The sequence below is a fragment of the Streptomyces changchenzhani genome (assembly GCF_039766235.1).
Classification (GTDB): Bacteria; Actinomycetota; Actinomycetes; order Streptomycetales; family Streptomycetaceae; genus Streptomyces.
In genome coordinates, this window is sequence record NZ_JBDHNH010000006.1 from 161,666 (window position 1) to 174,341 (window position 12,676).

General features: G+C 71.9%; 14 protein-coding genes and 4 tRNA genes. 7 read left to right on the forward strand and 11 right to left on the reverse strand.

Features of this window, described 5'->3' with window-relative positions:
* Positions 1-54: 54 nt before the first annotated feature.
* The gene (locus ABCR94_RS20225) at positions 55-1,296 is read right to left on the reverse strand and encodes a hypothetical protein (protein ID WP_521977391.1); all 1,242 of its coding nucleotides are present in this window, start codon (positions 1,294-1,296) and stop codon (positions 55-57) included.
* Positions 1,296-1,862 (reverse strand): DUF4365 domain-containing protein, encoded by a 567-nt coding sequence (locus ABCR94_RS20230; RefSeq protein WP_283520674.1) that lies wholly within the window; start codon positions 1,860-1,862, stop codon positions 1,296-1,298. The genes ABCR94_RS20225 and ABCR94_RS20230 overlap by 1 nt, the downstream gene beginning before the upstream one ends.
* A gap of 172 nt (positions 1,863-2,034) precedes the next feature.
* On the opposite strand from ABCR94_RS20230, the gene ABCR94_RS20235 reads away from it, so the two are divergent.
* Complete coding sequence (locus tag ABCR94_RS20235; RefSeq protein ID WP_347120949.1) at positions 2,035-2,760, forward strand: 3'-5' exonuclease; 726 nt, start codon at positions 2,035-2,037, stop codon at positions 2,758-2,760.
* Positions 2,761-2,809: 49 nt separating this feature from the next.
* On the opposite strand, the gene ABCR94_RS20240 is transcribed toward ABCR94_RS20235, so the two are convergent.
* Both ABCR94_RS20240 and ABCR94_RS20245 read right to left on the reverse strand, forming a co-directional pair.
* Positions 2,810-2,881: transfer RNA gene (locus ABCR94_RS20240), tRNA-Val, on the reverse strand.
* A 39-nt stretch (positions 2,882-2,920) separates the two neighbouring features.
* Positions 2,921-3,364 (reverse strand): SRPBCC family protein, encoded by a 444-nt coding sequence (locus ABCR94_RS20245; RefSeq protein WP_347121369.1) that lies wholly within the window; start codon positions 3,362-3,364, stop codon positions 2,921-2,923.
* Positions 3,365-3,455: 91 nt separating this feature from the next.
* Here ABCR94_RS20245 and ABCR94_RS20250 point away from each other — a divergent pair, with 91 nt between their 5' ends.
* A complete protein-coding gene (locus tag ABCR94_RS20250; protein WP_347120951.1) occupies positions 3,456-5,936 on the forward strand; it encodes an SCO7613 C-terminal domain-containing membrane protein in 2,481 nt (826 codons plus the stop codon).
* A gap of 83 nt (positions 5,937-6,019) precedes the next feature.
* On the opposite strand, the gene ABCR94_RS20255 is transcribed toward ABCR94_RS20250, so the two are convergent.
* Positions 6,020-6,091: transfer RNA gene (locus ABCR94_RS20255), tRNA-Val, on the reverse strand.
* Between the two features lie 55 nt (positions 6,092-6,146).
* Positions 6,147-6,602 (reverse strand): TIGR02611 family protein, encoded by a 456-nt coding sequence (locus tag ABCR94_RS20260; protein ID WP_347120953.1) that lies wholly within the window; start codon positions 6,600-6,602, stop codon positions 6,147-6,149.
* A gap of 190 nt (positions 6,603-6,792) precedes the next feature.
* Between ABCR94_RS20260 and ABCR94_RS20265 the strand changes: the two genes are divergently transcribed.
* Positions 6,793-7,206, forward strand: coding sequence for an SsgA family sporulation/cell division regulator (locus ABCR94_RS20265; RefSeq protein ID WP_003987206.1), 414 nt, complete (start codon positions 6,793-6,795; stop codon positions 7,204-7,206).
* A gap of 179 nt (positions 7,207-7,385) precedes the next feature.
* Entirely contained in the window at positions 7,386-7,943 is a 558-nt protein-coding gene (locus ABCR94_RS20270) for a CGNR zinc finger domain-containing protein (protein WP_347120955.1), read from the forward strand.
* A gap of 57 nt (positions 7,944-8,000) precedes the next feature.
* On the opposite strand, the gene ABCR94_RS20275 is transcribed toward ABCR94_RS20270, so the two are convergent.
* Together ABCR94_RS20275 and ABCR94_RS20280 are read right to left on the reverse strand one after the other, a co-directional pair.
* A complete protein-coding gene (locus ABCR94_RS20275) occupies positions 8,001-8,153 on the reverse strand; it encodes a hypothetical protein (RefSeq protein WP_347120957.1) in 153 nt (50 codons plus the stop codon).
* A gap of 220 nt (positions 8,154-8,373) precedes the next feature.
* Positions 8,374-8,853, reverse strand: a complete 480-nt coding sequence (locus ABCR94_RS20280; protein ID WP_347120959.1) for a hypothetical protein — start codon at positions 8,851-8,853, stop codon at positions 8,374-8,376.
* Positions 8,854-9,008: 155 nt separating this feature from the next.
* Here ABCR94_RS20280 and ABCR94_RS20285 point away from each other — a divergent pair, with 155 nt between their 5' ends.
* Positions 9,009-9,521, forward strand: a complete 513-nt coding sequence (locus tag ABCR94_RS20285) for a DsbA family protein (RefSeq protein ID WP_347120960.1) — start codon at positions 9,009-9,011, stop codon at positions 9,519-9,521.
* A gap of 59 nt (positions 9,522-9,580) precedes the next feature.
* Here the strand turns inward: ABCR94_RS20285 and ABCR94_RS20290 are convergent, their stop codons facing one another.
* Genes ABCR94_RS20290 through ABCR94_RS20300 form a run of 3 tightly spaced genes read right to left on the reverse strand, consistent with a single transcriptional unit; the run spans position 9,581 to position 12,349 of the window.
* Positions 9,581-10,420 carry a GNAT family N-acetyltransferase gene (locus ABCR94_RS20290; RefSeq protein ID WP_347120961.1) on the reverse strand — a complete coding sequence of 280 codons (840 nt, stop codon included), beginning with the start codon at positions 10,418-10,420 and terminating at the stop codon, positions 9,581-9,583.
* A 52-nt stretch (positions 10,421-10,472) separates the two neighbouring features.
* The gene (locus ABCR94_RS20295; protein ID WP_347120963.1) at positions 10,473-11,294 is read right to left on the reverse strand and encodes an aminotransferase class IV; all 822 of its coding nucleotides are present in this window, start codon (positions 11,292-11,294) and stop codon (positions 10,473-10,475) included.
* On the reverse strand, positions 11,291-12,349 hold the full coding sequence (locus ABCR94_RS20300; RefSeq protein WP_347120965.1) for a chorismate-binding protein: 1,059 nt from the start codon (positions 12,347-12,349) through the stop codon (positions 11,291-11,293). Before ABCR94_RS20300 ends, ABCR94_RS20295 begins: the two co-directional genes overlap by 4 nt.
* 142 nt (positions 12,350-12,491) lie before the next feature.
* Between ABCR94_RS20300 and ABCR94_RS20305 the strand changes: the two genes are divergently transcribed.
* Positions 12,492-12,564 (forward strand) — tRNA-Gly (locus ABCR94_RS20305).
* A 38-nt stretch (positions 12,565-12,602) separates the two neighbouring features.
* Positions 12,603-12,676: transfer RNA gene (locus tag ABCR94_RS20310), tRNA-Cys, on the forward strand.

A 12,676-nucleotide genomic window follows, 5' to 3' on the forward strand; every position in this document is an offset into this window, starting at 1 on the left:
CGAGCCCCGGCGTCGCATCGCGAAACGGTTATTCCGCGCCCCGGCCCCCGCCCCTCACTCGCCGCCGCACGCCTCCTCGAAGAAGTCGAGGTTCTCGTGCAGCGACTTCATCAGCCGGTCCCGCTCCGCGTCGTCCACCTGCACGGGTACGACCTCGCTCGCCCCGGTCAGCCGCCGGAAACCGCCCCGGCTCTCCAGCTGCCCGTGGACCCGGATCGGCACGCCCACCAGGTGCGCGTGGCCCGCGGTCCGGTACGCGTCCTCGTCGAGCACCATCCGTACGTGCGCCACCTCAGCGCCCGCCAGGACACGCAGCCGCACCGTGCCGGGACCGCGTTGCCCCGAGCGCCGCATCCGTACCACGGTGCCCGTGATCCGTACCGGGACGGCCGGCTCGTCCAGCAGGTAGCGCGCGCCGGCCGCGCGCAGCGCCGGCAGGTCGCCGGGCGAGAACTCCACCGGCTCGGGACGCGCCGCGCAGCCCTCGGGGACACCGGCGGCGGGCGACCAGTCCAGGGCGATACGTGCGCCTTCCGAGCCGTGCACCAGCGCGATGACCGCCTCGGTCAGCTCACGGCTCACGCCCGCCGCGACGGCGGAGTCGAAGGCCTCCATGCCGCCGGTCGTGCGCTGGTAGTCGGTGGCCTCGCGGGCGGCGTGCAGCGCGTGATGCAGCCGCACCACGGCGCCGCGTCCCGCCTCGACCGGCACGAACGCGGTGAGCCTGCGCCCGCCGGGCGCGGGCCCCACCAGGACGCCCTCAAGCACCGTCCGGGCCTGCCGCCGGTGCCGCGCGCCGTGGTACCCGGAGCGCTCGCGCGCCGCGAGGGCGGCGGCGAGCAGCATCTGGCGCGCCGCGGAGCGCAGTTGCTCCTGCACGGTCCACGGGGCGGCCCCGGACGGGCCATCCGGCACCTCGCGCCACCAGCGGATCTCGTCGCTGGGCACGGCGAGGGAGACCAGCACCTCGCGGGCGGACGGCGCGGGACAGCGGGCGAGTGCGACGAGCGCCTCGCCGAGCAGGTCGTCGCTGTCCGGGAACGCCCTGCTCTCCGGTACGAGCAGACTCGTACCGCCGCCACCGCCGGAGCCCGGCGGGGTCCAGCGGGCGTAGCGGCCCGCCGCGCCGCCGCGCCGCCGCCAGCCGTGCCGCTGGAGCAGCGCGCCGAGGACGGCGGGGTCCACCTGGGCGGGTTCTGGGCCGGCGCCCGCGCCCCAGACTCCGGGGCCCGCGGCCAAGCCGTCGGACGCCGTGCTCGGGTGTGGACGCAGGGGCTCGTCGATCGGCCAGTGCATCAGGGTTTCCCTCCCACCCCGACGCGGGTCATGATCTCGCAGAGTGCTCGGTCGTCGAATATCCGCGAGGTCGGGATCCGCACAGTGGTTCTGCGCCTGCCTGTCACCGGGTGTCCGGCCAGGTTGGTCCAGTAGCAACAGTGCCGCAGATCCAGGCGGTCGTGGCCGGCACGCAGCCAGTCCTCCTGGGTCCGTGGTACGAGCATCACGACCAGGATCTTGTGCACCGAGACCGGACTGCGGGCGAGCTTCTCCAGGTGCGGATTGTCGAGCACGAAGGAGAAGGCGGGCCCTGCCGGGCGGGGCGGGATCTGGTACGTGCACTTGAGCTGCACCTTGATGGTGACTTCGTCGTCGACCGTGTGCCCGGGAGCGCTGTGGCTCACGTGCCAGTCGATTCCGTTGTCCGGGAACGGCTGTGAGAGAGAGCATCCGGCGGCCGCCGCGACCGCGTGCAGATAGCCCACCTGAAGTGTCTCCATGCAGGCAGTGGTGGCGAGTCCGCCGCGCAGCGGTGCGATCCGCTCGGGCAGCAGCCCGCCCGGGTCGGGCTGCGCGAGCGCCATGGCTGACGTGTGCCTTCCGAGCCGTACCGATCAATTTTCTTTGACGGTCCGTCAATTTCACGCCCCGTCACTTGTGTTGTCTCCGTCCTGCGTACGGCGCAAACGGCCCGGGTATTACCGTTTCGGGCAGGGGACGCACGCCATCTGCCGAAGCAGCAAGAGGAGTTACGACATGACGTGCTGGTACGAAGGTTCCCTGGCCGCATTCGACACCGAAACGACGGGCGTGGATGTCGAGGAGGATCGCATCGTTTCCGCCGCCCTCGTCGTCCAGGACGCGCCCGGTATGCGGGTGCGCGCCACCCGTTGGCTGGTCAATCCGGGGATCCCGGTGCCCGCCGGGGCCACCGAGATCCATGGGCTGAGCGACGAGCATCTGCAGCACAACGGCCGCTGGCCCGCGCCGGTCGTCGAGGAGATAGCGCGCGCTCTCGCCGAGCAGTGCGCGGCGGGCCGGCCGGTGGTCGTGATGAACGCGCCCTTCGATCTGACGCTGCTCGACCGGGAGTTGCGCCGGCACCGGGCCTCGTCCCTGGGGCACTATCTGGAACGCCGTCCGCTGCACGTGCTCGATCCGCGTGTCCTTGACAAGCATCTGGACCGGTACCGCAAAGGCCGTCGTACGCTGACGGATCTGTGCATGCAGTACGAGGTGGAGCTGGACAGCGCCCATGACGCGGCCGCCGACGCGACGGCGTCACTGGAGGTTGTACGGGCGGTGGGGCGTCGGTTCGCGGCGCGCCTTGAGCGGCTCACCCCGGCGGAGCTGCACACCCTTCAGGCGGTGTGGCACGCGGCGCAGGCGCGCGGCCTGCAGGCCTGGTTCGCGCGCAACGGCACGGAGGAGTCGGTGGATCCGGCCTGGCCGCTGCGGCCCGATCTGCCGGCCGCGGCCTGACCGGAACGCGCGAAGGCCGGTCCGCGGTTGGCGGACCGGCCTTTCCCGGTGGGCGATACTGGTTTCGAACCAGTGACCTCTTCGGTGTGAACGAAGCGCTCTCCCACTGAGCTAATCGCCCGGGAACGCACTGAACCATACAGGGCCCCGCGGGTTTCCTTCAAACCGCGAGCAGCGCGGCGAGACCGCGTCGGCCGCCTCGCATCATCAGCGCGTGATTGGCGACGAAGAAGGGCCGCCCCGGCACGGCGAGCCGTCGCACCAGCGGCTTGCGCACCTCCACTTCCTGGTCGTAGATGGCGCGCGTGCCCGCGCCGTGCGCCGTCACCGTCCAGCGCGCCCACCCTTCGAGATCCCCGGTCATGGCCGCTTCCAGCACCCCGGCCGCCGGGTCGCGCCGTCGCTCGGTTGCGGTGACGACGAAGTCGTACGGGAGGAGCGAGCGGAACCGCGCGGTGCCGGTGTGCTCGTCGATCCGGGTCACCTGCCGCACCTGTGGCCACCACAGCGGATACTCGTCGGCCCGCTCCAACACGGCGTACACGGCGGCAGGCGGGGCGGGCAGATCCCACACCGTGCGAAAGCGGTAACAACACCAGTCCATGTCCGCAGTCTGCGGGCACCCGGGCGTACTCACCATGGATCTGAGTACCGCAACCCATGCCGGGGCGGGTGGCACCCGCCACACTCCGACCATGGAGAACGCGCCACCGCCCGCCGAGGAACTGGTGATCCTCGATCGCGAACTGGTCCAGCTGGACGCCCGCCGCGCCCAGTTGCTGGCCCGCAGGGCCTGGCTGATCAGCGTCCTGTGGCCACCCGCCCCGCAGGCCCCGCCCTTCGCCCGTGCGCAGACGGCTCCGCCGTTCGGCGCCGGGCACGTGCCGCGGGCGCCCAAGGACGCGTCGGCGCCGGGTGCGCAAAATGTGCTGCTGACACTCGGCGGGATTCTGCTGACCATCGCCGCGATCGCCTTCACCCTGGTCAGCTGGGGTGACATGGGCATCGGCGGGCGCAGCGTGGTGCTGGGCGCGGTGACCGCCCTGGCCCTGGCGACCCCGGCCCTGCTGCTGCGCCGCGGGCTCGTCTCGACGGCGGAGTCGGTGGCGGCGCTCGGCCTGGCGCTGACGGTGCTCGACGCGTACGCGCTGCACAAGGCGGCGCTGGCGGACGTCGACGGCTTCGGATACGTGGCGGTCGTCTCGGCCGTGCTCGCGGCGGGGTGGACGGCGTACGGTCTTGCGCTCGGCCGGCTGCGGATTCCGTTGCCCGCCGCGCTGATCGCCGCTCAACTGCCGTTCCTGCTCTGGGCCCTGGCGGCAGGAGCGGGTCCGCTGACGGCGATCTGGGCGCTGCTGGCGACGGCCGCGCTCGATGTCGCGGTCGCCCTGTGGACCACGGGCCGCGCGGTTCGCCCGCTCGCCTACGCCCTTGCCTGGTTCATGGGCGGGTGGGCGCTGATCGCCGCCGGGGGCATGGCGGTGGCCGCCGGTGGCGTCGCCGACGCACTGCGCCCCGGCGCGCTGCTGCTCGCCGTCGCGGCCCTGGGCCTGTTCACGGCCTGGCGCGCACCGGCGCCGCACGCCGTCGCGCCGGCCGCCGCCGCCGGTCTCGCGGTGATCGCGGCTGTCGGCGGCACGGTCCGCCCCGCCGTTCCCGACGCGTGGGCGGTGCCCGGGTATGTGCTGTGCGCCGTCGCCCTGTTGGCCGTCGTGCGAGCGGGGCTGCCGCGCCCCATGACGCTCGGTCTGGCCGGCGCGGGCGGCGCGGTGCTCGCCGGGGGCGCCGTGTGGGCGCTGCCGCCGGTCGCGGTGACCCTGCTGGGCCCCGTGAACGGGCTGGATCGGGTCTGGTCGGGGGCGCCCGACGGCATCCGTGAGGCGCTCTCCGGTGAGCTTCCCTGGTCCTGGGCGACGCTGACCCCGCTGGTCCTGCTGATCGCCGCGGCGGCCCTGGTGACGGCGCGTCGCCTGGCTCCCGCCGATCGTGCCTGGCGCCCGGCGGCGGCCTGCGGTGCCCTGGCCCTGACCTGGTCGGCGCTGCTCGCCGCCCCGGCCGCACTGGGCTTCGGCTACCTCGCGGCCGTGACGCTGTACGTGGTGCTGGCCGCGGCGACCCTGGCGGTTGCGGTACGCCGCCGGGCCCCGGACACGACGCCGACGGGCGGCGCCCCCGACACGGGATCCTCCGCCGCACGGTGGCGGGCGGTCGACGGCCCGCTCGGCCTGACGGCGTTCGCCTGCGCCCTCGCCACCTCGGCCCCCGTCGCCCTGCTGTCCCTGGCCTCCGAGATCGCCACCTTCACCGTCCTCGGCGTCCTGTCGGCGCTGTTCATCGCGTACGCCGCGTACGCCGCCGACCGTGTCACGCCGCTCGTCGGTGCCTGCGCCGCCGTCGGGTACGCGACCGGGCTCACCGCCGCCATCGCCGCCTCGTTCCACCTTCCGCCCCACCAGGTCGCGTTGGCCGTCCTGGTGATCCCGGCGGCGGTCGCGGTCATCGCCGCCCGTGTCCCCCGCCGCGCCCTGGCGCTGCCCCTGGAGATCACCGGCGCCGCGGCGGGCCTGCTCGCGATCGGCCTGGCCGCCGGGGACGCGGCCACTCTCGCGCTGGTGCTGGCCCTGTGCGGGGTCATCGTCGCGGGCACCGCCGTACGGGCCGACCGGCGGTCCGTCGGGTACGTCGCCGCGGCGTTGTTCGTGCTGGCCACCTGGGTGCGGCTCGCCGCGTCCGACGTGGTCGCCCCTGAGGCGTACACCCTGCCGGTGACCCTGCCCGCGCTCGTGATCGGCGTGCTGCGGCGCCGCCGCGACCCGCAGGCCTCGTCCTGGGCGGCGTACGGACCCGGTCTGGCGGCGACGCTGCTGCCGAGCCTCGTCGCGGCCTGGGGCGACGAGCACTGGCTGCGCCCGCTGCTGCTCGGCGCGGCGGCCCTGGCCGTCACGCTGACCGGTGCCAGGTACCGGCTGCAGGCGCTGCTTGTGCTCGGCGGCGCGGTGCTCGCCCTGGACGCGCTGCACGAGCTCGCGCCGTACGTCGTCCAGGTCGTCGGCGCGCTGCCGCGCTGGCTGCCGCCGGCCCTCGTGGGTCTGCTGCTGCTGGCCGTCGGGGCGACGTACGAGCAGCGGCTTCGCGACGCCCGCAGGCTGCGGGAGACCCTGGGCCGGATGCGCTGAGAGCCGGGCATGGGGCGGGCCCGGAGAGCCGGGAACGCCGAAGGCCCGAAAGACTCAAGAGTCTTTCGGGCCTTCGGTCCGGGTGGGCGATACTGGTTTCGAACCAGTGACCTCTTCGGTGTGAACGAAGCGCTCTCCCACTGAGCTAATCGCCCGGACGCACCGCAAACATTACCCCATGTCAGCGGCTCCCCCGAACCGGATTACGCGCTATTCGTCGATCTTCCAGGGCATCGCGATGCCGAACTTCCAGACGTAGATTCCGACCAGCACAGCGATGATCACCAGGCCGATCGTGGTGAGAATGATGTTGCGTCGGCGGACCTTCGGATCGAGCGCCTTCTGCGCCGCCGCAGTGACCTTGTGCTTCGTCCAGCGCAGCACCAGCTGGGCCCACACGAACTCGGTGGCCCAGATCGCCATGCCCCCGAAGATCACCAGCCAGCCGGGTCCCGGCAGCGGCAGCATGACGACGCCTGCCGCCACGACCGCGAGACCGATGACAAAAACGCACACCTGCCAGCTGATGTGCAGCGTCCTGGATGCCTTGATGAACTGCGGCGCCCGCGATCCAAGCTCGCGATCGGCCCCGATCAGATCCCCCGTCGCGGGGGCTGTGGCTGCCGGTGCGGCAGCCTTCTCCCGCTCGTTACTCTCCGCATTCATGGAGCCCAACCTACCCGACACGACCTCGTCACCGGAATGGCCGTATCGGACGAAGCACCGCTCGGCCGTACGAGGTACCTCAAGCGCCGCAAAACGGTCAGAGGGGTTTACAACGGCACCGTAGGTGGCATGTCGATTTCGCCGACGTGCGAATCCCCGAGCGCACACTGAGCGAAAGGCCCTGGCGCTTATGAACACCACGGTCAGCTGCGAGCTGCACCTGCGCCTCGTTGTGTCGAGCGAGTCCTCACTGCCTGTACCCGCGGGCCTGCGGTATGACACGGCCGATCCCTATGCCGTTCATGCCACCTTCCACACCGGAGCCGAGGAAACCGTCGAGTGGGTGTTCGCCCGCGACCTCCTCGCCGAGGGCCTGCACCGGCCCACCGGTACCGGCGACGTCCGAGTCTGGCCGTCCCGCAGCCACGGTCAGGGCGTTGTCTGCATCGCCCTGAGCTCCCCGGAAGGAGAAGCACTTCTCGAAGCTCCGGCGCGAGCCCTGGAGTCGTTCCTGAAGCGGACGGATGCCGCGGTGCCACCGGGCACCGAGCATCGTCACTTCGATCTCGACACCGAGCTCTCCCACATCCTGGCCGAGAACTGAGCCAGGTCGAGAGCCGTTCATCGCCGTCCGACTCGGGGCGACGGCGCGGAGCGGACAACCGCACAAGGCAGACACCGGCGCCGCCCCCACGGAATCCACCGTGGGGGCGGCGCCGCTGCGCCCGCTAAAGTCGGCCAGCATCGGCGGGCGCCCGCCCGCGGCAGGCCAGGGAGCAAATCGTGCTGATCCCCCACGACACCCGGCGCGCCCTCGACGTCGTCGTCGATCTGGTGAACACGGCGGCGGAAGGCGAGCAGCCCGACCGGCTCGCGGACATCGAGGCGCTGTACGGCTTCGTAAGGCTCCACGACGTCAGCGACGTGGGAGAGCTCGGCGCGCTGGATTTGAAGGCCGTACGGGACGTGCGAGCGCAGTTCGCGGACTCATTCGCGGCGGAGGACGCCCATGCCGCGGCGGAACTCATCAATCAGCTGGTGGCCGCGGCCGGCACCACGCCCCGGCTCACCGACCACGACGGCTTCGAATGGCACGTGCACTACTTCGCGCCCGGCGCCTCGGTCGCGGACCACCTCGCGGCGGACTGCGGGATGGCCCTGGCCTTCATCGTGGTCTCCGGCGAGCAGGAGCGGCTGCGGCGCTGCGAGGCCCCGGACTGCCGACGGGCCTTCGTCGACCTGTCGCGCAACCGCTCGCGCCGCTACTGCTCAAGCCGCACCTGCGGGAACCGGCTGCATGTGGCCGCGTACCGGGCGCGGCGCAAGGAAGCCGCGGGCTGAGCCGACGTGCTCGCGGGCTCGGCCCGGATGTCCTACAGCGGTGCGGGCACGACTGCCTCACAGCAGTAAGAGATCGTGCATCGCAGCCATCAGAAGCAGAGAGCCGATCACCCCGAGGAAGATCATCAGGGGTGGCTGGGAGAGCGCGAAGAGGCAGCCGCGCGGTTCTTCGGTGGGTGCGGGGCCTTCGCCCCGGGACGTGTCCAGCATCTCGGGGCGATGATGACGCAGCGCGGGCACCTCCGATGACCAACACGCCCGCTTGCGGGGGGAGTTCGCCGGATCCCCGCCCGCCCGCTACCCAACGGGGATCACTTCGCTTTGCGCAGTGCCCGACTTTGACAGGTCCTGTCCGGATGACGACCATATCATGCGCCTGCTTCGGATCCGGCCAAGCAGATTCCGCGCCGCTTTCAGATCCCGCGCTTCTTCAGAGCCCGTGCTTCTTGAGAATGGCTTCGATGTCACTGAAGTCCTCGGCCGGCGCGGCGGCCTTCGGCTTGCTCTTGGGCTGCGCCGCGGGCCGGCCCTGCGGCTGCGCGGCTTCCTGCTGCCCCTGCGCAGGTGCCGGACCGAGCGACGGTGCGGACGCCCGGGGCGCCACCGCCTCGCGCTGCGCCGCTTTGGCGGCCCTGCGCTCCTTGCGGGTGCCGCCGGTGCGGCGCTCGACGGCCCGGGTCGTCATGAAGAGCAGCCAGGCGAGCCCGAGCACCCCGAAGCCGACCCACACACTCGGCTTGAAGGCGATCCCCGAGACCCACTCGACGACCCCGGTCATGACCAGGCCGACCGGGACGAGCGAGTAGGCGGCGATACGCGTCGCGGCCAGGAAGCGCTTGCGGTACGCGGTGATCGCGGCGATGCCCAGGCCGGCCGCGGACACCGCGGAACAGACGGTCTCAGCCAGCATCCTGTCCTCCAGCCTCAGGGATTACGTTTCCCTCCATCCTGCACCGAGGGAGGCTGCCGGGGCCACGCCCCCGTGCGACCTCAGGGAGATCTCCGGGGCCGGGTCATCCCCAGGTCCCGGTGGGAGCGCCTCCGCGGGGCTGGGAGACTGGCCCCATGAGCGACTCCTCCCCCGCCCGCACCGTTGTCCTCGACATCTGGTGCGAGCTCCAGTGTCCCGACTGCCACACCGCCCTGGACGACGTGAACGCGCTGCGCGAGCGCTACGGCGACCGCCTGGAGCTGCGGCTGCGGCACTTCCCCCTCGAAAAGCACAAGCACGCGCACGCCGCCGCGCAGGCCGCCGAGGAGGCGTTCGAGCAGGGCAAGGGGTGGCCGTACGTGGCGGCGGTGCTCGCCGGGACCGGGGAGCTGGCGAAGAAGGGCGAGCCCTTTCTGGTGGCGACCGCGGGTGAACTCGGTCTCGACGCCGAAGAGTTCGACACCGCCCTGATCGACGGGCGCCACATGCTGATCGTCGACGCCGACCAGGCCGAGGGCAAGGCCATCGGCGTGACCGGAACACCGACGTACGTCATCGACGACCAGCGGCTGGACGGCGGCAAGAGCCAGGAAGGGCTGCGCGGACGCATCGAGGAGATCGTCGACCGCCTGCTCGCCCAGGCCTGAGCACCGGGCCTGGTTCCGGACCTGAGTCCCGGCCCCTGGCCCGGAACCAGGCCCGGTGCTCAGAGCAACTGCTTGTAGAAGTGGCGCATCTCCGACTCGTACCCCAGCGACTCGTAGAGCCGCAGGGCGGGGACGTTGTCCGCGTAGACGTTGAGGCCGATACGTTCGCCTCCGGCGGCGAACGCCCGCTGCTCGGCGAGCAGCATCAACGAACGGCCGTGCCCCCGCCCCCGGTACGCCTCGGCGACCTCCACGTCGAAGACGAAGGCTCCGCTGCGCCCGAGGAACGGGCGGCGCAGTGCCACCCAGAGCGTGCCCAGCACCGTGTAGCGGCTGGTCAGGACCCCCAGGTAGGTGTCAGGGGTGGCCATGCCGTCGGCGAGGGAGGCGGCGTGGTCGGCGTCGGCCTTGGCCCGAGCCGCCTCCTCGGGAAATCCGCGCCGCGTCAGGCCACGTACGTAAGCGATCTTGGTGTGCGCCAGCCAGGTGTCGAACTCGCTCGTGGTCATCGCTCTGGCCGAGATGCCTTCGGGCAGTTGCGGGGGCGGCATCGGCAGCGGTTTGCCCATGGTGATGTTGCGTTCGGTATAGCCGAGGGCGGCCACCAGCCGCAGCGCCGGCGCGGCCCCGGCAGGGACCGAGATGTTCACGCGGTCGCACCGCCAGCCGCGCAGCACCTCCTCGGCGGCGAGCATGGCGACCGTCGCCCTGCCCCTGCGCCGGTCGGTCTCATTGACGGCGAGTGCGGCGATGCGGCCCGCCCCGGCTCCGTGGCTGACATCGGTGGCGAGTTCGATCGTGCCGACGGGGCGGCTGTTCACGCACACCTCGTATTGGCGCGACTTGGCGCCGTCGGCGCCCTGCTGAAGCGGCGCGGTCGGCCGCAGAGTTGTGGTCATCAGGGGAGTTCTACCCCCCACGACACCACTCGTCATCCAATTTCGTGGCGCTCTACGGGTCGAGGTCCGAAGCGGCCCGCTCGTCGAAGACCCGCATGGCCTTGGCCGTCACGGGCCCGGGGGCGTCCGGCAGTTGCCGCACATCCACCCGGTGGACCGCCTGCACGTCGCGCAGGGTCGAGGTCAGGAAGATCTCTTCGGCCCGTTCCAGCACGTCCAGTGGCAGGTCGGCCTCCTGCACACCCGACCATTCGACGGCCAGCGCGCGGGTGATCCCGGCGAGGCAGCCGCCGGAGACGGGCGGGGTGTACAGCTGCCCGTCGAGCACGACGAAGACATTGGAACCGGTGCCTTCGCAGAGCTGCCCGACGGTGTTCGCGAACAGCGCCTCGGAAGCGCCCTGTTCGCGGGCGCGGGCGAGCGCGACGACATTCTCGGCGTACGACGTGCTCTTGATCCCGGTCAGCGCCCCGCGTTCGTTGCGCGTCCAGGGAACGGTGATCACGGCGGTCGTGTCGGGGCGGCGCACGGTCTCCCCCAGCCCGACGATCAGCGTGGGCCCGGCGTTCCCGCGCTCGGATCCGAGCGGTGAGACCCCGCCGGTGTACGTGATCCGCAGCCGGCCGAGCTCCATGGGGTTGGCGGCCAGCACTTCGGCGCAGGCCCGGCGTACCTCGTCGCCGTCCGGCTCGGGCAGACCAAGGCCGCGGGCAGAGCGCACCAGCCGGTCGAGGTGGCGGGTGAGGGCGAAGGTCCGCCCCCGGGTCGCCTTCACGGTCTCGAAGATGCCGTCCCCCACGGTCAGACCGTGATCGAGTACGGACACCCGGGCGGTCTCGGCATCCCGCAGTCCGCCGTTGACCCAGAGCTTCATGACGCGGTCCTTCCAGTTGCCCGGTATGTCCCCGACGCTATCGCGAGCAGCCTGCTCGCCTTCAGCTCGGTCTCCTCCCACTCGCGCTCGGGGTCGGAGCCCCAGGTGATGCCGGCCCCCGTACCGAATCGCAGGACCGGGCCGCCGGGGTCGGTGCGGTCGATCCAGAACGTACGTATGCCCACCGCGAGCTCGCCGGTGCCGCGGTCCGCGTCCACCCAGCCGATGCCTCCGCAGTACGGGCCTCGCGGCGCGGTCTCCAGCGCTTCGATGATCTTCAGTGCGCTGCTCTTGGGCGCGCCGGTCACCGAGCCGGGCGGGAAAGTGGCGGCCAGCAGGGCGGCCCAGCCGGTGGCGGGGGTGAGTTCGGCGCGCACGGTGGAGACGAGGTGGACGAGGCCGGGGTGCGGCTCGACGACGCACAGCCGGGGCACGGTGACCGAGCCGGCGACGGCGACCCGTCCCAGGTCGTTGCGGACGAGGTCCACGATCATCACGTTCTCGGCGTGGTCCTTCTCCAGGAGGTCGCCGGCCGTCCGTCCGGTGCCCTTGATCGGGCCGGACTCGACGGTCCGCCCGTCCCTCCTGAGGTAGAGCTCGGGGGACGCGGTGGCGATCTCCACTCCGTGCGCGGGCAGCCGCACGGTCCCTGCGTACGGCGCCGGATTGCCGCGGGCCAGCAGTGCGGCGAGCGCGTCGATGTCGGCGGTGGCCGGACGGGGCAGCGGGGCGGTCAGGACGCGGCAGAGATTCGCCTGGTAGACCTCGCCGGCGGCTATGTGCTCACGGATGCGGCGGACACCGGCGGTGTACGCGGCCCGGTCCATGGAGGAGATCCAGTCACCGGCGCCGGGCCCGTGCCACCGCCCCGGCACGGGGGCCGGCACGGCTTCCCTGCGTACGTCGCCGAAGCGGGCGCACAGGAGACGTCCCTCGAAGTCCGCGGTGACGGCCCAGAAGCCGGCGGAGTCGAGGGCGGCTGCGTCGCTGGTCACATCGCGAAGATCGGAGGCGACGAGGCCGCCGAAGCGGGCCAGGGGAGGGAGGTCGTGCACGGCTGCGAGTCTATGGTGGGTGGCGGCGTGCTGCCCTCGGGGTGAACACAGCGCAGCACGCTGCACAAACGCGTTTTTGTGCTGGCCCGGGAATCCGCTAGAGTTCAACACGTCGCCGGGACACGGAAACGCCCCGGGGCAAGCGGACGTAGCTCAGTTGGTAGAGCGCAACCTTGCCAAGGTTGAGGTCGCCAGTTCGAACCTGGTCGTCCGCTCGGTGTAGGGATCTCCCGGATTCCTGGCACTCACTCCTGGTGGAGTGGCCGAGAGGCGAGGCAACGGCCTGCAAAGCCGTCTACACGGGTTCAAATCCCGTCTCCACCTCCA

Coding starts and splice junctions, on each gene's coding strand:
- ABCR94_RS20225 (WP_521977391.1), bottom strand. CDS start 1,296: ATGCACTGGCCGATCGACGAGCCCCTGCGTCCACACCCGAGCACGGCG.
- ABCR94_RS20230 (WP_283520674.1), bottom strand. CDS start 1,862: ATGGCGCTCGCGCAGCCCGACCCGGGCGGGCTGCTGCCCGAGCGGATC.
- ABCR94_RS20235 (WP_347120949.1), top strand. CDS start 2,035: ATGACGTGCTGGTACGAAGGTTCCCTGGCCGCATTCGACACCGAAACG.
- ABCR94_RS20245 (WP_347121369.1), bottom strand. CDS start 3,364: ATGGACTGGTGTTGTTACCGCTTTCGCACGGTGTGGGATCTGCCCGCC.
- ABCR94_RS20250 (WP_347120951.1), top strand. CDS start 3,456: ATGGAGAACGCGCCACCGCCCGCCGAGGAACTGGTGATCCTCGATCGC.
- ABCR94_RS20260 (WP_347120953.1), bottom strand. CDS start 6,602: ATGAATGCGGAGAGTAACGAGCGGGAGAAGGCTGCCGCACCGGCAGCC.
- ABCR94_RS20265 (WP_003987206.1), top strand. CDS start 6,793: ATGAACACCACGGTCAGCTGCGAGCTGCACCTGCGCCTCGTTGTGTCG.
- ABCR94_RS20275 (WP_347120957.1), bottom strand. CDS start 8,153: ATGCTGGACACGTCCCGGGGCGAAGGCCCCGCACCCACCGAAGAACCG.
- ABCR94_RS20280 (WP_347120959.1), bottom strand. CDS start 8,853: ATGCTGGCTGAGACCGTCTGTTCCGCGGTGTCCGCGGCCGGCCTGGGC.
- ABCR94_RS20285 (WP_347120960.1), top strand. CDS start 9,009: ATGAGCGACTCCTCCCCCGCCCGCACCGTTGTCCTCGACATCTGGTGC.
- ABCR94_RS20290 (WP_347120961.1), bottom strand. CDS start 10,420: ATGACCACAACTCTGCGGCCGACCGCGCCGCTTCAGCAGGGCGCCGAC.
- ABCR94_RS20295 (WP_347120963.1), bottom strand. CDS start 11,294: ATGAAGCTCTGGGTCAACGGCGGACTGCGGGATGCCGAGACCGCCCGG.